This window comes from Brachybacterium sp. J153, from assembly GCF_036311905.1.
Lineage (GTDB): Bacteria > Actinomycetota > Actinomycetes > Actinomycetales > Dermabacteraceae > Brachybacterium.
The window spans coordinates 231,979-252,430 of record NZ_JAZDCH010000004.1 but is presented as its reverse complement, the minus strand read 5'-3'; the positions used below and the strand labels follow the sequence as shown (position 1 = coordinate 252,430).

General features: G+C 72.9%; 18 protein-coding genes and 1 other RNA gene. 7 read left to right on the top strand and 12 right to left on the bottom strand.

The features are described from left to right. Positions 1-22: 22 nt before the first annotated feature. A complete protein-coding gene (locus tag V1258_RS02870) occupies positions 23-1,474 on the bottom strand; it encodes a sulfatase family protein (protein WP_329748266.1) in 1,452 nt (483 codons plus the stop codon). Positions 1,475-1,628: 154 nt separating this feature from the next. Next, entirely contained in the window at positions 1,629-2,375 is a 747-nt protein-coding gene (locus V1258_RS02865; RefSeq protein ID WP_329748265.1) for an SDR family oxidoreductase, read from the bottom strand. Positions 2,376-2,576: 201 nt separating this feature from the next. Between V1258_RS02865 and V1258_RS02860 the strand changes: the two genes are divergently transcribed. After that, positions 2,577-3,854, top strand: a complete 1,278-nt coding sequence (locus V1258_RS02860; RefSeq protein WP_329748264.1) for an MFS transporter — start codon at positions 2,577-2,579, stop codon at positions 3,852-3,854. A 65-nt stretch (positions 3,855-3,919) separates the two neighbouring features. Here the strand turns inward: V1258_RS02860 and V1258_RS02855 are convergent, their stop codons facing one another. The 4 genes from V1258_RS02855 to V1258_RS02840 form a co-directional block, all read right to left on the bottom strand. Next, positions 3,920-4,261 carry a YciI family protein gene (locus tag V1258_RS02855; RefSeq protein ID WP_329748263.1) on the bottom strand — a complete coding sequence of 114 codons (342 nt, stop codon included), beginning with the start codon at positions 4,259-4,261 and terminating at the stop codon, positions 3,920-3,922. 105 nt (positions 4,262-4,366) lie between these two features. After that, complete coding sequence (locus V1258_RS02850) at positions 4,367-6,031, bottom strand: ABC transporter permease (RefSeq protein WP_329748262.1); 1,665 nt, start codon at positions 6,029-6,031, stop codon at positions 4,367-4,369. Beyond that, positions 6,028-6,984: an ABC transporter ATP-binding protein gene (locus tag V1258_RS02845; protein ID WP_329748261.1), complete on the bottom strand. Its 957-nt coding sequence runs from the start codon at positions 6,982-6,984 to the stop codon at positions 6,028-6,030. The genes V1258_RS02850 and V1258_RS02845 overlap by 4 nt, the downstream gene beginning before the upstream one ends. After that, positions 6,981-7,619, bottom strand: coding sequence for a TetR/AcrR family transcriptional regulator (locus V1258_RS02840; protein ID WP_329748260.1), 639 nt, complete (start codon positions 7,617-7,619; stop codon positions 6,981-6,983). The genes V1258_RS02845 and V1258_RS02840 overlap by 4 nt, the downstream gene beginning before the upstream one ends. A gap of 102 nt (positions 7,620-7,721) precedes the next feature. On the opposite strand from V1258_RS02840, the gene V1258_RS02835 reads away from it, so the two are divergent. Together V1258_RS02835 and V1258_RS02830 are read left to right on the top strand one after the other, a co-directional pair. Further along, positions 7,722-9,020 (top strand): sensor histidine kinase, encoded by a 1,299-nt coding sequence (locus V1258_RS02835; RefSeq protein WP_329748259.1) that lies wholly within the window; start codon positions 7,722-7,724, stop codon positions 9,018-9,020. Then, positions 9,017-9,640, top strand: a complete 624-nt coding sequence (locus V1258_RS02830; protein ID WP_329748258.1) for a response regulator transcription factor — start codon at positions 9,017-9,019, stop codon at positions 9,638-9,640. The genes V1258_RS02835 and V1258_RS02830 overlap by 4 nt, the downstream gene beginning before the upstream one ends. 21 nt (positions 9,641-9,661) lie before the next feature. On the opposite strand, the gene V1258_RS02825 is transcribed toward V1258_RS02830, so the two are convergent. From V1258_RS02825 to V1258_RS02810, 4 genes are all read right to left on the bottom strand, one after another. Then, on the bottom strand, positions 9,662-10,579 hold the full coding sequence (locus tag V1258_RS02825) for a hypothetical protein (protein ID WP_329748257.1): 918 nt from the start codon (positions 10,577-10,579) through the stop codon (positions 9,662-9,664). Positions 10,580-10,754: 175 nt separating this feature from the next. Continuing rightward, entirely contained in the window at positions 10,755-13,862 is a 3,108-nt protein-coding gene (locus V1258_RS02820; protein WP_329748256.1) for a bifunctional [glutamine synthetase] adenylyltransferase/[glutamine synthetase]-adenylyl-L-tyrosine phosphorylase, read from the bottom strand. A 10-nt stretch (positions 13,863-13,872) separates the two neighbouring features. Then, the gene (locus tag V1258_RS02815; protein ID WP_329746604.1) at positions 13,873-15,210 is read right to left on the bottom strand and encodes a glutamine synthetase family protein; all 1,338 of its coding nucleotides are present in this window, start codon (positions 15,208-15,210) and stop codon (positions 13,873-13,875) included. A 126-nt stretch (positions 15,211-15,336) separates the two neighbouring features. Next, positions 15,337-15,909 carry a hypothetical protein gene (locus V1258_RS02810; RefSeq protein WP_329748255.1) on the bottom strand — a complete coding sequence of 191 codons (573 nt, stop codon included), beginning with the start codon at positions 15,907-15,909 and terminating at the stop codon, positions 15,337-15,339. A gap of 219 nt (positions 15,910-16,128) precedes the next feature. Here V1258_RS02810 and panB point away from each other — a divergent pair, with 219 nt between their 5' ends. Continuing rightward, positions 16,129-16,947, top strand: a complete 819-nt coding sequence (panB, locus tag V1258_RS02805) for a 3-methyl-2-oxobutanoate hydroxymethyltransferase (protein WP_329748254.1) — start codon at positions 16,129-16,131, stop codon at positions 16,945-16,947. Between the two features lie 28 nt (positions 16,948-16,975). Here panB and V1258_RS02800 read toward each other — a convergent pair whose 3' ends face one another. Next, on the bottom strand, positions 16,976-17,173 hold the full coding sequence (locus tag V1258_RS02800) for an SPOR domain-containing protein (protein ID WP_329748253.1): 198 nt from the start codon (positions 17,171-17,173) through the stop codon (positions 16,976-16,978). A 38-nt stretch (positions 17,174-17,211) separates the two neighbouring features. On the opposite strand from V1258_RS02800, the gene map reads away from it, so the two are divergent. Next, positions 17,212-18,099 carry a type I methionyl aminopeptidase gene (gene map / locus V1258_RS02795; protein WP_329748252.1) on the top strand — a complete coding sequence of 296 codons (888 nt, stop codon included), beginning with the start codon at positions 17,212-17,214 and terminating at the stop codon, positions 18,097-18,099. Positions 18,100-18,237: 138 nt separating this feature from the next. Then, positions 18,238-19,053, top strand: coding sequence for a polyphosphate--glucose phosphotransferase (gene ppgK / locus V1258_RS02790; RefSeq protein WP_329748251.1), 816 nt, complete (start codon positions 18,238-18,240; stop codon positions 19,051-19,053). Between the two features lie 48 nt (positions 19,054-19,101). Here ppgK and rnpB read toward each other — a convergent pair. Then, positions 19,102-19,460: RNase P RNA component class A (gene rnpB, locus V1258_RS02785), an RNA gene on the bottom strand. Positions 19,461-19,587: 127 nt separating this feature from the next. Here rnpB and yaaA point away from each other — a divergent pair. Next, on the top strand, positions 19,588-20,385 hold the full coding sequence (gene yaaA / locus V1258_RS02780) for a peroxide stress protein YaaA (RefSeq protein WP_329748250.1): 798 nt from the start codon (positions 19,588-19,590) through the stop codon (positions 20,383-20,385). Positions 20,386-20,452 lie beyond the last annotated feature (67 nt).

The following is a 20,452-nucleotide window of genomic DNA, read 5'->3' as shown; positions in this document are numbered from 1 at the left end:
CTCGTCGTGCGGGCTGCGGGGATCACCGCACGGTCGGCCACTCCATGCGGGGCGTGTCCGGGCCCTCGTAAGGGGCATCGCCGTACTCGGCCTGCAGCGCGGCGGTGAGCTCCTGCATCCTCGCGAGCTGCGCGGCGTAGGCCGGGTCGGCGGCGACGTTGGTCATCTCGCGGGGATCGGCCACGAGGTCGTACAGCTCGTCCTCGATCGGCATGATCCGGTCCGAGGACCCTGGGCTGCCCAGCCCGTCGTTGTAGTAGCGGATGTACTTCAGCTCCGGGGTGCGCACGCCGTAGTGCGCCGGGGCATGGTGCTCCGGGTCGTCATGCTCCCAGTAGCGGTAGTAGACGGCCTGACGCCAGTCCTCGACCTGTTCCCCGCCCAGCTGGCGCAGGAAGCTGCGGCCCTGCTGATCGGGCAGTGCCGAAGCCACGTCCACCCCCGCCGCCTCGAGCAGGGTCGCGGCGATGTCGATATTCGAGAGCGTGTCGGTGACTCGGGTCCCCGCGGGGATCCGCGCGGGCCAGCGCAGCAGCATCGGCATGGTCAGCGACTCGTCGAGCATCAGGCGCTTGTCGAACCAGCCGTGGTCACCCAGGAAGAAGCCCTGGTCGGAGGTGTAGATGACCAGGGTGTTCTCGGCGATCCCGTCGGCCTCGAGGCGGTCGAGGATCTGCCCCACCGAGTCGTCCACCGCCTGCACGCAGCGGAGGTAGTCGCGCATGTACCGCTGGTACTTCCAGGCGGCGCGCTCGCGACGGTGCTCCTCGCCCTCGAGCTCGGCGGGCATCTCGTCCTTCACGTCCCGGGGGCGGAGGTCGTCCAGCTGCATCCGCACCTCGCGCACCACCTGGGCGCGTCCCTCGTGCGGGTCGTCCATCGTCTCCGGCTCCGGGATGGTGCCGGCCTCGTACATACCCTCGTAGCGCGGGTGCGGGTCCCACGGCCGATGCGGGGCCTTGTGGTGGACCAGCAGGCAGAACGGGCGCTCCGGGTCGCGCTCCTCCAGGAAGCGCAGGCTGTGCTCGGTGACCACGTCGGTCGCGTAACCGGGCCGCACCGCCTCCCCGTCGGGGCCCGTCATCTCCGCGTCCCAGTAGTGGCCCTGGTCCGGGTAGATCAGCCAGTCATCGAAGCCCCGCGGCCGGGACTGCTCCGAGCGGCCCAGGTGCCACTTCCCGTAGAGCGCGGCCTGATAGCCGGCCTCCTGCATCACCTCCGGGAAGGTCGGCACCCGGTAGTCGAACTCGGAGTAGATGGAGCAGGCGCGGTTCACGTGACTGTAGGTGCCGGTGAGGATCGAGGCGCGCGACGGCGTGCAGATCGAGTTGGTGCAGTAGAGAGCGTCCGTGATCGCGCCCTCCGCGGCGAGGCGGTCCATGTGCGGGGTCGTGTTGACCCGGCTGCCGTAGGCGGAGATCGAGTGCGCGGCGTGGTCGTCGGACAGGATGAACACGATGTTCGGACGGGTCATGCGGAATCCTCCGAGGACGGGGAGCGGGAGCGACGGTGACCCCCTCGAGCCCACCATTCTCCCCGAGGGCGATCGTGATCGCGGTCACCCAGGACATGGGGGTGTCGCCGCGACCCGGGGGCGCCGCCTCACGGGCGCGCCCCCGGGGAGAGCCTCACCGGTGCTGGGAGCGGAGCCACTCCTCGAAGGTCATGTGCCCGGTGAGGGCACCGGCGGATCCCCGGAGCGATCCCGAGGCGAGCCCGCGACCGTAGGCGCCGGGGAAGCGCAGCTCCACGATCCGTCGACGCACCCCGGTCGCCGCGTACAACCGCCGGACCATCTCACCCAGCGTCTCCTCCCGGGGCCCGACGAGGTCCGCTGCACGGCCGACGGGACCCGCCTCGGCGACGTCCACCAGGTGCGAGCCGACTTCCTCGGCCGACACCGGCCGGGTCGGCATGCGCGGCACGAGGGTCAGCGGACCGACGCTCGCGCGAGCGGCGATCTGCCCGGCGAACTCATGGAACTGGCTCGTGCGGGCGATCGTGTGCGGCACGTCCGAGGCGGCGACCTGGCGCTCCTGGGCGAGCTTCCCGGCGTAGTACGACGCGTCGATCCGGTCGATGCCGACGATCGAGAGGGCGATGTGGTGACCGACTCCCTCCCTCCGCTCCGCCGCCAGCAGATGCCGCGTCGTCGCCTCGAAGAACTCCACCGCCCGCTTGCCCGAGAGGGTGTCGATGTTCAGGGTGTCGATCACGGCGTCCACTCCCTCGAGCACATCCTCGAGTCCCGTGCCCTGCCTCAGGTCCACACCGCGCGAGCGGGCCAGCGGCACGGCCTCGTGCCCCCTCGACCGCGCTGCCTCGATCACGTGCCGACCCACCAGGCCGGTGCCCCCGGCCACTGCGATTCTCATCCTCTGGTCCCTCCTGAGCGTCCGGCGGGATCGTCCCCGGGCGCGCTCGCCGCCTCCTCGTGCTCCATGGGTTCATCGTCCGACATGCGCGCTCCGCTGTCTCCCCCTCCTCCCCTCCTCTCCCCCGGGAACGCCCGTCGCTCTCGTCTCACCCCGGCACCGCGGCTTGACCAGGCCCGTCGGCCTCCGGATCCTGGATCGGTGAACGCCCCCTCCCCCGCCGCCCGCTTCCCCCTGGGCCGTCTGTTGCTCCTGATGGGAGCCGCCTTCGCGGCCAACACCGGGGAGTTCCTGCCGGCCGGGGTGCTGCCGCAGATGGCCGCGGGACTCGGGGTGAGCGAGGCGCGGATCGGCCTGCTGGTCTCGACCTTCGCGCTGACGGTCGCGATCTCCGCCCTGCCGCTGACGATCCTCACCTCCCGCATCGGGCAGAAGCGGCTGCTGGTGATCGCGATCTTCGCCGTCGGCCTCGCGAACCTCATCAGCGCCCTCGCCCCCACCTATGGCCTGCTCGCCGGATCGCGCGTGCTGGGCGGGCTCGGGCACGGTCTCTTCTGGTCCACCGCGATGCCCTATGCCGCGAGCCTCGTCCGGCAGGCTCAGGTGGGCCGCGCCGTGTCGGTCGTGAACATGGGCACCTCGCTCGGCTTCATCCTCGGGGTGCCGCTCGGGACCGCGATCGGCCTGGCTGTGCACTGGCGGGCCGCCTTCGGCGCCGCCGGCCTGGTCCTGATCGGCTTCGCCCTCGCGGTCGCGGTCCTCCTGCCGGCCGTGCCCCGACCGATCGCCGAGCCGGCCCGCGGCAGTCTCCTGGGGGACCGCGGACTGCATCGGATGCTCGTGCCGTCCCTGATCGTGATCCTCGCGGCGCTGGGCCAGTATTCGCTCTACACGTACATCTCCCCGTGGATCCTCGGGCCCGGCGGCGTGACGGTCGGCGCGCTGAGCACGCTGCTGTTCGTCTTCGGTCTCGCCTCCGCGGCGGGCCTGGTGCTGGTGGGGGTCGTCGCCGACCGAGGCCTCACCATGATCCTCACGATCGTGCTCGGCGCGACCGCGCTCGCCGTGGTCGCGATGGCGCTGCTGGCCGGCATCGTGCCGACGGCCGTCCTCGTGGCCCTGTGGGGCATAGCCTTCGCGGGCTTCCCCACGCTCGTGCAGTCCGCGGCGCTGCGGGTGGCGACGCCGCGCGCCCACGGCCTCGCCGGCGCGATCATCGCCGTCGCCTTCAACCTGGCGATCTCCGGCGGCGCGCTCGTGGGCGGGCAGGTGCTCGAGCTGCAGGGACTCGCGGCCCTGCCCTGGACCCAGCTCGCCTTCACCCTCGCCGCGGTGCTGGTCACGCTGCTCGTGCTGCCGCGGGTTCTGCGGGAGGCCGATCGAGAGCATGCCCGCGCCGCTCGGGCCCGCGCGGAGTCGGAGCCGGCAGCAGCGTCAGAGTCGGCACCGGAGCGGGGCACCGCCGACTGCACCGGCTGACGGCCCCCAGACGGACGCCTTGCGCCGAGGCGCAGGACCGCCGACGCGCTGGTTCCCGCCCGTCCTCAGCTCTCGGGATCGTGCATGAACACACGCAGCTCCTGCGGGCAGCGGCAGGCCACCGCGATCTTCCGCGCCCAGTCCTCGGCCTCGGCGCGGGTCGGCACATCGATCACCGTGTACCCGCCCTCGAGGCGGCGGGTCTGCTCGTAGGTGTCCTCCGTGATCGAACCGTCGGCGTGCACCCGCACGGGCGGGACGTCCTCGTCGATCCCGCCGCCGAACACCCATACCCCGGCGGCCTTCGCTGCGCGCACCACCTCATGGGAGTCGATCGACGCCTGCTCGAGCTCCTCCGGTGTCACCTGCATCGCACCGCTGGGGAAGGAGATCAGGTACCTGGCCATCGCGGCCGCCTCTCGTCGGCCCGGACCGCCGGGACCGGGCAGCTGCTGGGAGCGCCCAGTCTCCTCCGTCGGCCCTCCCCCGTCACGCGCCCCCCGGGGTGGGACTCAGCCCGCCACGAGGTCGCGTCGGCGGAGTGCCAGCAGCCCTCCCGCCCCCAGCAGGACCGCGACCCCCAGCAGCGCCGCCGCCGGCCCCGCCTCCCACTCAGCATCGGGCACGAGCGGCACGTGGAACAGCGGGTTCAGCCCGCGCACGACGTCCGGGAGGTCCAGGAGCGTGCCCAGCATGGTGTCGAGCGCGCACCAGCCGACCAGCAGCCAGGCGAGTCCCGCGAGGCGCAGGCGCCGCCCGTACAGCAGCAGGGCGACGCTCGCGGCGAGGGCGATCGCCGGGAGGTACGCGAGGGAGGCGAGCACCAGGTCGCCCACCCAGTGCGTCTCGGACGTCGCGGTCCACACGCCGAGGCCCAGGCCGAGGCCGAGCAGCATCTGCAGCAGCGCGCTCGCCCCGAGCACCACGGCGACCCAGCCGCCGACCACCGCGGTCCGCGAGGTGCCCGAGAGCAGCAGCGCCGCGAGCCGGCCCTCCCGTTCCTCGGCGCCGAGGCGGAGGATCCCCCAGACAGCGAGGGCCAGGGGTCCGATGGCGAGCATCATCAGCAGATAGGCGGAGAAGGACGTGGTGAGGTTGTCGAGGTCGAGCGGCGCGTAGGTGGTCAGTTCGGGCATGTCCGCGGCGAGATCCTCGAGGGAGGAGGCGAGGCTGCCGAAGGCGACGGCGAAGAGGAACAGTCCGATACCCCAAGCGATCAGGCTCCGGCCGAGCAGCCGGCGCACGAGGCCGCTCGGGGCCAGCAGCAGCGCGGGGGCCGTCGCCCGCCCGGAGCGCGCGGCGAGCAGACCGGCGCCCAGGTCGCGGCGTCGTCCGAGCACCGCCACGACGGCTCCCAGGAGCAGGGTGAGGCCGAGGCAGAGCAGCAGCGGCCACCAGCGCAGGTCGACGTAGACGCGGGTCTGCTGCGCCCAGGCGAGCGGTGAGAGCCAGGACAGCCACGATCCCTGCGGGTCCAGCACGTCACCCACCCCGCGGACCAGGAAGGCGAGGGCGAGCACGCCCAGCGACGCGCCGGAGGCGGTTCCCGCGTGCTCGGTCACCTGCGCGATCACGGCCGCGACCGCGGCGAAGACGAGCGTGGTGAGTCCGACCGCGGCGCCGACGGCGAGGGAGTCGGGCACCGCCCCTCCCGCGGCGATCAGTCCGCCGGCGGTCGCGGTCCCGACCAGCAGTGCCGCCAGCAGCACCACGGCGAAGGCGGCCAGCGCCGGGACGGAGCGGCCGACGGGCAGGGAGCGCAGCAGCTCGAGCCGACCCGCCTCCTCCTCCCCGCGGGTGAGGGAGACGGTGAGCAGCACGCCGAGGATCGCGGCGGGCAGCAGCACATACAGCAGCAGCTCGTTGGCGACCATCGCCCACGGCGTGTACTGGTCCTGCGCGAACGCCGGCCCGGTCATGATCACGGCGGAGGGATTGCCGAGCAGCGCCGCGCGAGCGTCGAGCGCGGCCTGGTCGGGATAGGCCTCCTGGATCGCGATGACCGAGGAGGGGACCAGCACCGCGACGGCGAGCGTCCACCAGATCAGGCGCCGACGGGCGAGCCGCAGGGTGAGCCGCAGCAGGGTGCCGAGGCCGCTCGCCGGGGAGGCGGGCGGCATCTCACGGCGGTGCGGGCGGTCGCTCGGGGCGACGGGATCCGCCGGGTGCGCGGTCATGAGCGGGCTCCCGCGGCGGCCGCTCCTGCGGCGGAGGCGCCCGCGGTGGAGGTGGAGAGGTCCTCGCCGTAGTGGCGCAGGAAGAGGTCCTCGAGGGAGGGCGGGGTGATCGTGAGGCTGCGCGCATCGAGTGCGGTGAGCACCGGCAGGACGTCGTGGAGCGCGGCGTCATCGACGTCGAAGCGCACCCGTCCCGCCTCGGCGACGAGGTCGTGGACGCCGCGCAGGTCCCGCAGGGGCTGGGGGTCTCCGTCGAGGACGACGGAGACGGTGGAGCGGGTGAGGTGGCGCAGTTCGGCGAGCGTGCCGCTCTCCACGTCCGTCCCCGAGCGGATGATCGTGACTCGGTCGCACAGCTTCTCCACCTCGGCGAGGATGTGGCTGGAGAGCAGCACGGTGCGGCCGGCGGCGCGCAGAGCGCTCACCTCGTCGGTGAAGATCGCCTCCATCAGCGGGTCCAGGCCCGAGGTCGGCTCGTCCATGACGTAGAGGTCCACGTCGCGGCTCAGCGCGGCGATCAGGGAGACCTTCTGCCGGTTGCCCTTGGAGTAGGTGCGGCAGCGCTTGGTGGGATCCAGCTCGAAGCGTTCGATGAGCTCCTCGCGCCGGGCGCGGGAGGCGGCGGAGCGCTCGAAGCGGGTGAGCACGTCGATCGCCTCGCCGCCGGTCAGACTCGGCCAGAGGCTCGTGTCCCCGGGGACGTAGGCCAGGCGGCGGTGGATCTGCACGGCCCGACCCCAGGGGTCCATGCCCAGCACGGTCACTCGGCCAGACGTCGCGCGCAGCAGTCCCAGCACGATGCGGATGGTGGTGGACTTCCCGGCGCCGTTGGGGCCGAGGAAGCCGGTGACCTCACCGACGGGGACCTCGAGGGAGAAGCCGTCGAGGGCGGTGGAGGAGCCGAAGGTCTTGGTCAGGTCGTGGATGCTGATCGCGCTGTCGGGCGTGGTCATGGAGTGCCTCCTTCGGGGGGCTGCTCGGCCAGGACGGCCTCGAGCAGGGTGGCGTCGGTGAGCAGGGGCTGGGTGTACAGCTCGAGCACGGGCAGCAGGATCTTCGTGGAGTAGTCGCGCATCCAGCGCGGCAGGTCCTCGAGGTCGAGCGGGTCGGCGTCGCCGGGGAGCTGCAGCACCAGGGCTCCGAGGGCCATCTCGGTGAGCACCTGGGCGCGGGCCTTCGGATCCCGGCTCGGGGAGATCGTGCCCGTCTCCTCCCCCGCGGCGAGATAGGCCGCGGCGTCGTCCACGAAGTCGCCCACCAGCTGCTGGGCGAGCGGACCGCCGGCCTGCAGGCGGCGGAGCACGTAGCCGACGACGGGGGCGTACTCCTCGGCCTGGGCGAGCTGGGTCAGCAATGCCGCGGAGTCCCCGGTGACCACCTTCGTCTTCTCGCGGCGCGCGATCTCGAGGGCGTGGGCGTCGCAGGCGGCCAGCAGGGCGTCGCGGGTGCCGAAGTGGTGGATGATCAGCCCCGCGCTGACACCGGCGTCCTCGGCGACGCGGCGCAGCGGGGCACGAAGGCCCTCCACCGCGAAACGCGCCAGCGCGGCGCGGAGGATGTGCTCGTCGGTCCGTCCTCGGTCGCTCATCTGCCCCCCTCGTGCATCGCCACCAGGCTATACACGTGTTCAATCGGAGCACAAGGGAATCACTGAACAGATGTTCAATGACGGGGCGATACAGTCGCCGCCATGACGACCGGCACGCCGACTCCACCCGTGGACCATGCCGCGGACCTCGCGGCCGTGCCCTTCGCCGCCGCCCTGCGCTGGGCGGTGCACGCGCTCGTCTACCTGCTGGTGCTGGTCGTCGCCGCGATCACCCTCGCCCCGCCCGCGAGCGGGCCCGACCTCGGCCTCGTCGGGCTGCTCGCTGTGTTCACGACCGTCTACTCCCTCGGGGCGCGACGCGCCCTGCGGCACTCCCCCGGTCCCGACGGCAGCTGGTGGGCGCTGGGCTATCTGCTCCCCTCGATCGCGGTGTGGGCTGTCGGCTTCCTGCTCTCCCCGAACGCGGTGTGGATCGCCTTCGGCCTCGACTTCGCGGTGCTCTACGCCCTGCCGATCCTCGGCGGGGTGCTCGCCCTCGCGCTGGTGACCGCCCTCGCCGTCGCCGGGTTCACGGCCTGGTCCGCGGATCCCGGCCTCGGCGAGCTCATCGGCCCGGTGATCGGCGCCGGTGTCGCGCTCGCGGTCGTGCTCACCGTGCGGGCGCTGCAGCACGAGGTGGACCGGCGCACGCGCCTGGCTCGTCAGCTCGGCGAGGCCCGCGACACCATCGCGGAGCAGACCCGAGCAGCCGCCACTGCCGCCGAGCGCGACCGCATCGCCTCCGAGCTGCACGACACCGTCGCCCAATCCGTGCAGTCCATCCACCTCCTGCTCGACGCCGCCGAGAGGGCCCTGGCCCGCGAGGATCTCGTCGAGACCCGGCGCCTGGTGCAGGAGGCGCGCACCACGGCCGCCCGCACCGGCGGCCAGACCCGTCGCTTCGTCGACGCGGGGGACGCCGACTCCCCCGTCGGTGCCGAGCTCGCCGCACACCTGCGCGTCCTCCTCGACGAGGCCGGCGCCGTCGGCGGGCTCGAGACCCGGTTGCGCCTGGATCTGGAGGCGGCGGAGCTCGACGCCCTGCCCCGCAGCAGCTCCCGGGCCCTGCTGCGCCTGGTCGAGTCGCTGCTCGCCAACGCCGTGCAGCACGCCGATGCCCGACGGATCGGCGTGAGCATCGCCCGCGACAGCGGCCTGCTGATCCTCGACGTGGTCGACGACGGGCGCGGCTTCGACCCGCAGACCGCAGCAGGCTTCGGCCTCCGCTCCGCCCGGGCCCGGGCCGCCTCCGTGGGCGGGTCGCTGGTGGTCGAGTCAGCTCCCGGGGAGGGCACCGCGGTGCAGGTGATCCTGCCCGCCGCGCCGCTCACCGACCGGGAGCCCGGACCGGATCACCCGCTGCCGGAGGCGTCCCCGCCCGCGACCGAGGAGACCCGATGATCCGCATCCTGCTGTCCGACGACCACGCGATCGTGCGCCGCGGCCTGCTCGCCGTGCTCGCCGCCGAGGAGGATCTCGAGGTGGTCGCCGAGGCTGCGACCGCCGCGGAGGCACTGCTGCTCGCCCGATCGGTCCACCCGGACGTGGTACTGCTGGATCTCTCCTACGGGGCCGGCAGCGTGCGCGGCACTGAGATCATCGCCGAGCTCGTCGCCCTCGACCCGCCGCCCGCGGTGCTGGTGCTGACCACCTACGACAACGACCAGGACGTCACCGCCGCGATGGACGCCGGGGCGAGGGGGTACCTGCTCAAGGACTCCCCCGCCGAGGAGCTGGTGGCGGCGGTGCGCCGCGCCCGCACGGAGGGCTCCGCCCTGGACCCGCGGATCTCCCGCCGGCTGCAGCGCCGCGACGGTGGGCACTCCCTCTCCTCGCGCGAGCTCGAGGTGCTCGCACTGGTCGCCGCGGGGCGCACCAACGCCGCCATCGCGAGCGAGCTCTTCCTCTCCCAGGCGACGGTGAAGACCCACCTCGTGCACATCTTCGACAAGCTGGGCGTCACCAGCCGCACCGAGGCGGTCGCCCGGGCGCGGGCCGAGGGGATGCTGCGGCCCGAATGAGCCGGGGAGGGGACGGGCGGCTCAGGCGATGCCGTCGAGCCCGCCCTTGGCGCGCAGCAGGGACAGCAGCAGGTCCTTCGAAGAGGACGCCTCGGGCAGCGCGCACTCGTCGGGCTCGAACGACCAGGCGGCCCGCAGCGCGCGGAACACCTCGAACTCGGCATCCCCGGTGCGCAGCGGCACCGCCCGGTACCCGCCCGCCTCCGGCAGATGGATGATGAAGGCCCCGGTCAGCTCCGGCATCTCGCGCAGGGTGCCGTCGTCGTCGACCAGCTCCTCGGCGCGCACCACCGCGACGCCCTGAAGGGCGTAGTCGCCTCGCACCTTCTTCGAGGTCTTGATGTCCGCGCTGAGCAGCGTGTTCCCGATCCGCACGATCGCGTCGGTGGTGCCCGCGTAGCCGACGGTGCGGTTGACGACCGTCTGTTCGATCTCCACGAACTCCGGCTGGTAGTCGTCGAGGAACGCGCCGTAGCCGTCCAGCCGCACCGCGACCCGCTGCTGGAGCGCCTGTGGGCTCTTCTCCGTCGCGAAGGCGCCCTGGGCGCTGCGCATGCCGTCGGCGAGGCCCTCGATCTCGGACTCGGAGGGGCGGGAGCCGCTGCGCCCCCACAGCTCGCACGCGGCGTGGACGAGGGTGCCGAAGTCCGCGGCGGTGCGGGTGTACTCCTCGGCCGCGGCGGCGATCCGCTTCTGCGATCCCCACTTGTCGCGGGTCACTCGCGAGATCTCGGCAGCGGCGCGCGCGGGGTTCCGATCCAGCCAGGAGTACATCTCCAGGGCCCGCTTCGAGGCCATCGTCGCGTACCAGCCCTGGAGGTGGTCCTTGGCGCGCATCCCGGCGACGGTCGTGATCGAGGGGAACATGAGCGGGCCGTCGGGCTCGAGGCGGTACATGCGGCCGCGCGGGGTGTCAGCGCTGAGCGAAGGGGTGGTCATGGCTCCTCGAGCGGGACGACGGGCGACGGCACGGCACAGCCGGGGGAACGGCGCGGCGCGCGGCATCGGGGACCCGCTCACGGTACGCGCTGGGCGACGCCGACGGGCGCTGGGGCAGGCGGGACGCGCCGCGGATGCCCGCCGCGTCACAGCCGCGCGGGGCCCGACGGGCGGGTCACTCCTCCGTGCCGAAGATGACCCGCTCGGCGATCGCCCGCGCCCGGCGGGTCAGCCGCAGGTAGCGCTCCTCGAGGGCGAGGGCGGTCGCGTCCGGGCCGTCGATCAGGAGCGCGAGGGCGCGCAGCTCGATCCGGTCCGTCGGCAGCACGACCCCCTCTCGCCCCTTCCACAGGAAGAGCCCGCGGCGGATCTGCCAGGCGAGTATCCACGCGTCGATCAGCTCCCGCGCCTCCCGCCCGGGCAGCAGCTCCGCCTCCGCCGCCGCCTCGAGCTGCGCGACGGTGCCGGGGCTGCGCAGCCCCTCGACCTCGTGCCCGTGCTCGAGGGCGAGCAGCTGCACCGTCCACTCCACGTCGGTCATCCCGCCGCGACCCAGCTTGACCTGGCGCAGCGGGTCCGCCCCGCGGGGCAGCCGCTCGGACTCGACGCGGGCCTTCATCCGGGTGATCTCGCGGCGCTCGATCGGACCGAGGCCCCCGGCGGGGTACCGGTGGCGATCCATCTCCTCGGTGAGGCGGGCGGAGACCGCCTCGGAGGCGACGACCGGCCGCGCCCGCAGCAGGGCCTGCTTCTCCCAGGTCAGCGCGTCGCGGCGGTAGTAGTCCACCCAGCCCTCGAGGCTGCGGGCGAGCAGTCCGCTGCGCCCCTCGGGGCGCAGGTCCGCGTTGACCTTCATGTCGGCGCCCGCGGCCGGGGCGTTGAGGATCCGCTGGATCTGGGTCGCGACCGCGATCCCGATCTCCCCGTTCGCCTCGCCGGCGCCGCGGTCGAGCACGAGGAATTGCACGTCCACGTCGGAGGAGTAGCCCATCTCCCGGGCGCCGAAGCTGCCCATCCCCAGGATCGCCATCTCCACCCCGAGAGCGCGGGCGGGGTCCGAGCGCTTCTCCCGCAGACGATGCGCAGTGCCCTCGTCGACCTCGTCGACCTCGTCGAGGGTCTCGGCACCCTCCGCGATCGCGCCCCGTTCGCGGGCCACCACGTGCAGGGCCACGAGCATGCCGGCCTCGAGCACCGCCTCGGCGAGGTCGGTGAGGGCCACGGCGACCTCGCGCGGGGTCGCGATCCCGGTCAGGTGCGCGAGGGCGATGCGCAGCAGCTCCCGGTTGCGGGTGCGCCGGAGGACCTCCTGGGCGACCTCGACGGTGTCGACCCGCGTGATCACCGCGAGGAACTCCCGTCCGAGCTGGTCCCGGCCGAGGGGCCGCAGCTGCTCGTCGCGGGCGAGCCAGCGCACCCCCTCGGGGATCTGCTCGAGCTGCTCCCCCACGAAGCGGCTGCCGGAGAGCACCCGGGTGAGCCGCTTGGCGGCCAGGCCGGAGTCGCGCAGCAGTCCCAGGTACCAATGGGCGGAGCCGATGGTGTCGGAGAGCCGACGGAAGGCCAGCAGGCCCAGGTCCGGGTCGATGCCGTCGGCGAACCACTCGAGCATCGCCGGGAGCAGCTGCTTCTGGATCTTCGCGCGCCGGGAGATACCGGAGGTCAGGGCCTGGATGTGGGTCAGCGCGCGGGCGCCGTCGCGGTAGCCGATCGCCGTGAGGCGGGCCCCGGCGGACTCGGGGCTGAGCGCGATCTCGCCGTCGCTGAGAGCCGCGGCGGTGGTGAGCAGCGGCCGGTAGAAGATCTCCTCGTGCAGCTGCCTCACGCGGCGCCGGGTGCGCTGATACTGCTGATCGAAGGCCTCCACCGTGAGCCCCATGGTGCGGGCCAGGCGGCGCTTCTCCACGGGAGCCGTGGGCAGCACCTGGGTGCGCCGCAGGCGGTGCAGCTGCATGCGATGCTCGATGCAGCGCAGGAAGCGATAGGCGGCGTCCATCTCCGCGACGTGCTCGCGGGAGATGAACCCCTCCGCGCCGAGCCGGGCGAGGGCCTCGAGCGTCGAGCGGTGGTGGAGGTTCTCGACGGTGCGGCCGTGCACCATCTGCAGCAGCTGCACCGTGAACTCGACGTCGCGCAGTCCGCCCGGGCCGAGCTTGATGTTGCGGTCCGCCTCGCCGCGGGGGATGTGGGCGACGACGCGGCGACGCATCGCCCGGGTGTCCTCGACGAAGCCGTCACGGGTGGAGGCCTGCCGCACCCAGGGCGCCACCATCTCCTCGAAGGCGGTGCCGAGCGCGCGGTCGCCCGCGGCGGCGCGCGCCTTCAGCAGCGCCTGGAACTCCCAGGACTGCGCCCACCGCTCGTAGTAGCGGCGGTACGAGTCCAGGGTCCGCACGAGCGGGCCGTCCTTGCCCTCCGGTCGCAGGTTCGGGTCGACCTGCCACAGGGAGCCCTCCGAGGTGCGGTCCGAGCAGACCCGCGCGAGCTCCCGCGCGAGGGCCGAGCCGATCACCACCAGCTGCTCCTCGTCGCAGGCCGCCTCGCCCTCACCGGCGGGGGCGACCACGTGCAGGACGTCCACGTCGGAGATGAAGTTGAGCTCCCGCGCCCCGGTCTTGCCCATCGCGAGCACGGACCAGCGCACGTGCTCCTGCCCCTCCACCGAGCGCCGGGCGATCGCCGCGGCCGCGTCGAGCGAGGCGTCGGCGAGGTCGGCGAGCGCGGCGGAGACCTGCGGCTGCAGCGCGGTCGGATCGGCCGCCATGACGTCGGCCGCCGCGATCTGCAGCAGCCGACGGTGGTAGACCACCCGCAGGGCGTCCCGGGACTCCCGGCCGCTGAGGGCGGCGACCGGCGGGGTGCCCTCCGGGTCCGCGCCGACGGCCTCGAGCACCGCCGTGCGCACCTCCTCGCCGGACAGGCGCAGCTGGTCATCGCCTTCGCGGAGCGCCTCGAGCTGCTCCGGGTGGCGGGTGAGGAAGTCGCCCAGCGCGACCGAGGTGCCGAGCAGGCGGACGAGCCGCTCCCCCGGCGTGCCTTCGGTGCCGACGCCCGCCAGGAACTCGTCCACGAGCGTCCCGTGCCCGGCGGCGTGGCCGGCCTCGGCGAGGCGCAGCAGGCCCAGCACGGCGTCGTCCCCGTCGGCGGTGGCGCCGATCGCGAGCGGCGCCCCGGGTCCGAGCGCCGCGAGGGCGGGATCGGCGAGGAAGCGGCGCACCCGGTCGGTGCTCGAGAAACCGAGGCGCGCCAGCGCCCCGGTCGAGGTGGAGGGCTCGGGGGTCATGCGGCGCCGCTCAGATCCGGGAGAAGGTCGAGGCGAGCTCGTAGTCGGTGACCTGCTCGCGGTAGCGCTGCCATTCCTGCTTCTTGTCCCGCAGGAAGAACTGGAAGACCTGCTCGCCGAGCGTCGAGGCCATCAGCTCGGAGCTCTCGAAGCTCTCCAGGGCGCGGAAGAGGTCCGTGGGCAGGGGCTCGATGCCCATGGCCCGGCGCTCGCGCTCCGTGAGGTCCCAGACCGCGTCCTCCGACCCCTCGGGCAGCTCGTACTCGCCCTCGATGCCGGCCATGCCCGCGGCGAGCAGCACGGCGAAGGCGAGGTACGGGTTCGCCGCCGAGTCCAGCCCGCGGAACTCGACGCGGGAGCTGGTGCCCTTGGTGGGCTTGTGGAAGGGGACGCGCACCAGCGCGGACCGGTTGTTGTGCCCCCAGCAGATGTAGCTCGGGGCCTCCTGCGCGCCCCACAGGCGCTTGTAGCTGTTCACCCACTGGTTGGTGACGGCGCTGTACTCGGGGGCGTGGCGCAGCAGCCCGGCGATGAACTGGCGGCCCAGGCGCGAGAGCCCGTACTCGGCGCCGGGCTCGTGGAAGGCGTTGCGGCCGCCCTGGAAGAGTGAGAGGTGGGTGTGCATCCCGGAGCCGGGGTGCTCGATCATCGGCTTCGGCATGAAGGAGGCGACCTGTCCCATGCCGAGCGCGACCTCCTTGACCACCGTGCGCAGCGTGACGATGTTGTCCGCGGTGGACAGCGCGTCCGCATAGCGCAGGTCGATCTCGTTCTGCCCCGGGCCGTTCTCGTGGTGGGAGAACTCGACCTGGATGTTCATCGCCTCGAGATGCTCGATCGCGGTGCGGCGGAAGTCCTGGCCCTGTCCCCGGTGGACGTGGTCGAAGTAGCCGGCGCTGTCGATGGGGCGCAGTCGCTCCCCCACCTCGTAGGGCTCCTCGAAGAGGTAGAACTCGATCTCCGGGTGGGTGTAGAGCTCGAGGCCCTTCTCCTCGGCGCGGGCCAGGGCGTCGCGCAGCACGCGCCGGGGGTCCGAGGCGGCGGGCTCCCCGTCGGGGGTGAGGACGTCGCACATCATCCGCGCGGTGCCGTTGGTGTCGCCGCGCCAGGTGAGCAGCTCGAAGGTCGCGGGGTCGGGCCGCAGGATCATGTCCGACTCATAGCTGCGGGTGAGCCCCTCGACGGTCGAGCCGTCGATGCCGATCCCCTCGGTGAAGGCGTTCTCGAGGTCCGACGGGGAGATCGCGATCGACTTGAGCGTCCCCGCGATGTCGCAGAACCACAGGCGGATGAACCGCACGTCGTTGTCGGAGACCCGGCGGATGACGTCGTCGTGGAGATGTTCCATGCGCACAGTCTGCCAGGCGGCGGGGCCGGATCCGGGGCCGACGGAGCCCGTGGACGCCCGAGCGCCCCGCACCTCCGCAGGGAGGGACGGGGCGCTCGAGGCGATCCGGATCGTGCTCGGGCGGGATCAGACGCCGGAGTCGATGTACCACTGGCCGTCGGAGGCCTTGACCATGTTGTAGCCGAAGTCTGAGCCCATGAACTGCACCGCGGCGGTGCCGTCGCCGTTGTCCGTGGTCTCGACGCTCGAGCGGTCGATCGAGCCGAGAGCGGAGACGTTCTCGCCCAGGCCGGTCTCGAGGCCCTCCGCGCAGCCCTCGGCGGTTGCGCCGGAGACGGGCTCGTCGGTGGTCGGGTCGAGCATCAGACCGCAGGCGCCCACGAAGTCCGAGGCGGCCGCCTTCTCGAGGAACTCGTAGAAGCGGTCGGCGGCGGCGGTGAGGTCCTCGTCGGAGAGCGGGCCGGACTCCGCGGCGGCGTCCTCCTCGGTGGCGTCGTCCTCGGTGGCGTCGTCCTCGGTGGCGGCGTCCTCCTCGGTCGCGGCGTCCTCCTCGGTGCCGGCCTCCTCCTCGGCGGTGGTCTCGGTCTCCGGCTCGTCACCGCCCGTGAGGGCGCCACAGCCGGCCGCACCGGCGGCGAGCGCGAGGGCGCCGACGGCGACGGCAGCACGACGGGTGGTGGTGCGCATGATGGAACGCATGGTGAAAGTCCTCCCTGATCGGTCGACCCCCCTGGCCGACGGAGGTCACAGCTTCCCACAGGAACGACGCTCCCGGCCATCTCGGTTCATCGATGCATCGAGGAGCGGGGCGTCGGGAGCCGCCCGCCCGGGGGCCGGCTGCCGCTAGGCTGGACCGGCCCGTCCCCGAGGCGGCCCGCCCGGCCCTCGGATCCCCCCCCCATCCGCCCAGGAGCACACGTGAGCACCCCCTCCGGCACCGGCCCCGCGAAGATCCGACTCCGCCATCTGCAGGACGCCAAGGAGCGCGGCCGTCCCTTCGCGATGCTCACCGCCTACGACCAGTTCTCGGCGCGTGTCTTCGAGGAGGCGGGCATCGAGGTGCTGCTGGTCGGCGATTCCGTCGGCACCACCGTGCTCGGGCACGAGTCGACCACCGCCACCACCCATCAGGACATGCTGACCTTCACCGGCGCGGTGGCGCGCAGCGTGAGCCGTCCGCTGATCGTCGCGGATCTCGCCTTCGGCAGCTATCAGGTCTCCGTCGAGGAGGCGGTGCGGCACGGCGTGGACCTGGTCCGCGCGGGCGCCGAGATGGTCAAGCTCGAGGGCGGCTCCGCGATCGCCCCGCAGGTGCGCGCCCTGGTCGCCGCGGGGATCCCGGTGATGGGCCACCTCGGCTTCACCCCGCAGTCGGTCAACTCGCTGTCCGGGCACCGCGTGCAGGGACGCGACACGCACGCTGCGGACCACCTGGCCGAGGAGGCGCTGGCGCTCCAGGAGGCGGGCATCTCGGCGGTCGTGCTGGAGCTGATCCCGGCCCACGTCGCCGAGCGCATCACCGAGGTGCTGCACGTGCCGACCATCGGCATCGGCGCGGGCCCGGCCTGCGACGGACAGGTGCTCGTCTGGCAGGACATGGCCGGGCTGTCCGGCTTCCACGGCCGCTTCGTGAAGACCTTCGCGGATCTGCGCTCCGACCTGCGTCGCGCGGCGGAGGCCTATCGCGGCGAGGTCGAGACCCGCGCCTACCCGACGGCCGAGCACTCCTTCGAGTGACCCCCGGCCGAACAGGCCGACGCGCGGTTCAGGACTCGGCGTCCTCGCCCTCCCAGGCGGCGTCGTCCTCGTCCCAGGCGTCGTTGCGTGCGGCCGCCGTCTGCAGCGCCCGCTCGGCCTCGGCGCGGGTGGAGTAGGGGCCCATGAGGTCCTGGCCGCTCGACTGGCGGCCCTCCTCCACCGCCCCGGTGGCGAGGTTGTAGAAGAACTCGGGGGTCGTGTTCATGGCGGGCTCCTTCGCGGCCGGGTGAGAGACTGGTGGCCATGACTGTAGAGCAGGTGTGGACCCGTCCCGCAGGACGCGCGGAGCTGGTGCCGGGCGAGCTGAGCCCCCGGCGACCCGTCCCCGCGCGCATCGAGCGCCCCGAGTATGTGGACAAGGACGAGGCCGTCTCCGATTCGGGCCCCTATGTGCAGAGCGCGGACGTGATCGAGCGGGTCCGCGAGGCGAGCCGCATCGCGGCCCTCGCGCTGCAGGCCGCCGGGGAGGCCGCGCGCCCGGGCGTCACCACCGATCACATCGACCAGGTCGTCCACGACGTGCTGATCGAGAACGGTGCCTATCCCTCGACCCTCGGCTACCTGCACTTCGAGAAGTCGTGCTGCACGAGCCTGAACGAGGTGATCTGCCACGGCATCCCCGACTCGACGGTGATGCAGGACGGCGACATCCTCAACGTCGACGTCACCGCCTTTCTCCACGGCGTCCACGGCGACACCAACGCCACCTTCGCCGTCGGCGACATCCACCCGCGCGCGCAGGAGCTGATCGACCGCTCGCGCGAGGCGATGGAGCGCGGCATCAAGGTCGCCCGGCCCGGCCGCGAGGTGAACGTGATCGGGCGCGTGATCGAGAAGTTCGTCGCCCGCCACGGCATGGAGTCGGTGCGCGACTACACCGGGCACGGTGTCGCCGAGGGCTTCCACAACGGCCTGGTCATCCCCCACTACGACGCCGCGCCCATGTTCGACGACGTCATCGAGGAGGGCATGACCTTCACCATCGAGCCGATGGTGACCCTCGGCTCGCAGGCCTGGGAGCAGTGGGACGACGGCTGGACCGTGGTCACCAAGGACCGCTCCTTCACCGCCCAGTTCGAGCACACCATGCTGATCACCGACGAGGGCCCGGAGCTGCTGACGGTGGTCTGATCGGCCCGGCCGGTCGTCTGAACGGCGGCGCGCCTGCTCCGGACGCACGGTCCGCGGGTATCCTAGGCCGCCGTGAGGACGCCGACGTCGGCGGCCCGGCCGGCGGGAACGCCCCGCCCCATGGAGCAGGGAGAAGCGATGAGCAAGAAGGCCTTCGGGATCGACATCGGCGGCAGCGGCATCAAGGGCGCGCCGGTCGATCTGAAGAAGGGGAAGCTGGCCGAGGACCGCCTCCGGCTCGAGACCCCGCAGCCCTCCACCCCCGAGGCCGTCGCCGACACCGTCGCGGAGCTGCTCGCCGGCTTCGAGATCGCGGACGACATGCCGGTCGGCGTCACCTTCCCGGCCGTGATCCAGCAGGGCGTGGCGCTCACCGCCGCGAACGTCGACAAGTCCTGGATCGGCACCGACGTCGACTCGCTGCTGACCGAGCGCACCGGGCACGACGTCTTCGTGGTCAACGACGCCGATGCCGCCGGCATCGCCGAGATGGAGTTCGGCGCGGGGCGCGGCACGAAGGGCGTCGTGCTGGTGGTGACCCTCGGCACCGGCGTGGGCAGCGCCATGTTCGTCGACGGCCGGCTCGTGCCGAACGCCGAGCTCGGGCATCTCCACCTGGCCGGCGAGGCGGCCCGCGCCTACCCGGACGCGGAGAAGTACATGGCCTCCTCCGTCCGGGAGATCGAGGACCTCGACTGGGAGACCTGGGCGGGACGCCTCCAGGAGTACTTCGCGCACGTCGAGTTCCTGTTCAGCCCCACCCGCATCATCGTCGGCGGCGGCGTCTCCAAGAAGCACGAGAAGTTCTTGCCGCTGCTGGACCTGCGCACCGAGATCGTCCCGGCCGAGCTGCGCAACGAGGCCGGCATCGTCGGCGCGGCCGTGCTCGCCCGGCGCGAGGAGAAGGCGCTGCAGAAGAAGGACACGAAGCACGGGAAGAAGCACGGGAAGTGACCCGTGCCCGAGTCGGTCGCCCCGTGGCGGGCGACCGGCTCGGGTGAGCGGACCAGCCGGCCTGTAAGCCGGGTTCTGTGAGCGGCAGTCATCCATCTCGGATCGCCGTTGCCGACGACCTCCAGCGGTCCACCCGGACGCTCGGGCTGGCACCCTCGAACGCGCCCTGTCCGACCTTGCTCCCGGTGGGGTTTGCCGTGCCGTCCTCGTCACCGAGGCCGCGGTGGTCTCTTACACCACCCTTTCACCCTTACCCCCGTGCCCGAAGGCGCGGAGGCGGTCTGCTCTCTGTGGCACTGTCCCGCGGATCGCTCCGGGTGGGCGTTACCCACCACCGTGCCAGACGGAGCCCGGACTTTCCTCGGCCCCGAGGTCTCCCCCGAGGACGCGACTGCCCGGCCGACTGGTCCGCCGAGCAGTCTACGCGGCGACCGCGCGCGACCGGCGTCCCGGTTCGTGCCCGCCGCCGTGACGTGCGCGATCTCTCCCGCGCCGTGCGGCCTGGTGCACCCCGGGGTCGGCCAGGATGGTGCGGTGCTGATCCTGCTGCCGCCCTCGGAGACCAAGTCCCGGCCCGCCGCCGACGCCGCCCCGCTCGACCTGGCGCGGCTCGCGCTCCCCGAGCTCGAGGACGCGCGGCGCACCATGGTCCGGGCCGCGATCCGCACCGCCGCCGGGAGGGACGCCGCCACCCGCCTCGGCGTGCCCGCGTCCGCTCCCGAGCTGGTCGATCGGATGGCCAGCCTCGAGCACGAGCCCGCGGCGTCTCCCCTGGCCGTCTACTCGGGCGTGCTCTACGACCAGCTCCCTCCGGACACGGCAGTGCCGACCGACCGCCGTGTGCTGGTGCAGAGCGCGCTGCTGGGGGTCGTCGACGCCGCGACCGATCGCATCCCGGCGTATCGCCTCTCCGCCGGATCGAGCGTGTCCCGACTCGGCACCGCCGCCTCCTGGTGGGCGCCCCGGCTGCGGGGCGTCGGCGCGGCCCTGCTCGCCGAACAGGCGACCTCGCCCGCGCCGCTCGTGATCGACGGCCGCTCCGGCTCGTACCGGTCGATGATGCGCCTGAAGAGCACCCCGGAGGTTCCGGTGCTCGAGGTCGCCCCCGTGCAGGAGCGCGCGGGGGTGCGGAAGGTGATCTCGCACGATGCAAAGCGCTATCGCGGGATCGTCACGCGCGAGCTGCTCTCGGCGGACCGGGCGCCGGAGGACCCGCGCGAGCTGGTGAGCCTGCTGCAGGAGCGACTCGCCGCCGTGCCCGGGGTCGCCGGGTCGCCCCTCACCGTCGAGCTCGACGGGCACCGGCTCGTGATCGTCGACCGGGTGGCCTGACCCGGACCGCGCACCCCGGCCGGCACTCGCTCGCTCGCCGCAGAAGCGGGCGCTCGCTCGCGGCAGA

Coding starts and splice junctions, on each gene's coding strand:
- V1258_RS02850 (WP_329748262.1), bottom strand. CDS start 6,031: ATGACCGCGCACCCGGCGGATCCCGTCGCCCCGAGCGACCGCCCGCAC.
- V1258_RS02825 (WP_329748257.1), bottom strand. CDS start 10,579: ATGACCACCCCTTCGCTCAGCGCTGACACCCCGCGCGGCCGCATGTAC.
- V1258_RS02855 (WP_329748263.1), bottom strand. CDS start 4,261: ATGGCCAGGTACCTGATCTCCTTCCCCAGCGGTGCGATGCAGGTGACA.
- V1258_RS02870 (WP_329748266.1), bottom strand. CDS start 1,474: ATGACCCGTCCGAACATCGTGTTCATCCTGTCCGACGACCACGCCGCG.
- map (WP_329748252.1), top strand. CDS start 17,212: ATGACTGTAGAGCAGGTGTGGACCCGTCCCGCAGGACGCGCGGAGCTG.
- ppgK (WP_329748251.1), top strand. CDS start 18,238: ATGAGCAAGAAGGCCTTCGGGATCGACATCGGCGGCAGCGGCATCAAG.
- V1258_RS02820 (WP_329748256.1), bottom strand. CDS start 13,862: ATGACCCCCGAGCCCTCCACCTCGACCGGGGCGCTGGCGCGCCTCGGT.
- V1258_RS02865 (WP_329748265.1), bottom strand. CDS start 2,375: ATGAGAATCGCAGTGGCCGGGGGCACCGGCCTGGTGGGTCGGCACGTG.
- V1258_RS02830 (WP_329748258.1), top strand. CDS start 9,017: ATGATCCGCATCCTGCTGTCCGACGACCACGCGATCGTGCGCCGCGGC.
- V1258_RS02815 (WP_329746604.1), bottom strand. CDS start 15,210: ATGGAACATCTCCACGACGACGTCATCCGCCGGGTCTCCGACAACGAC.
- V1258_RS02835 (WP_329748259.1), top strand. CDS start 7,722: ATGACGACCGGCACGCCGACTCCACCCGTGGACCATGCCGCGGACCTC.
- V1258_RS02800 (WP_329748253.1), bottom strand. CDS start 17,173: ATGAACACGACCCCCGAGTTCTTCTACAACCTCGCCACCGGGGCGGTG.
- V1258_RS02810 (WP_329748255.1), bottom strand. CDS start 15,909: ATGCGTTCCATCATGCGCACCACCACCCGTCGTGCTGCCGTCGCCGTC.
- V1258_RS02840 (WP_329748260.1), bottom strand. CDS start 7,619: ATGAGCGACCGAGGACGGACCGACGAGCACATCCTCCGCGCCGCGCTG.
- V1258_RS02845 (WP_329748261.1), bottom strand. CDS start 6,984: ATGACCACGCCCGACAGCGCGATCAGCATCCACGACCTGACCAAGACC.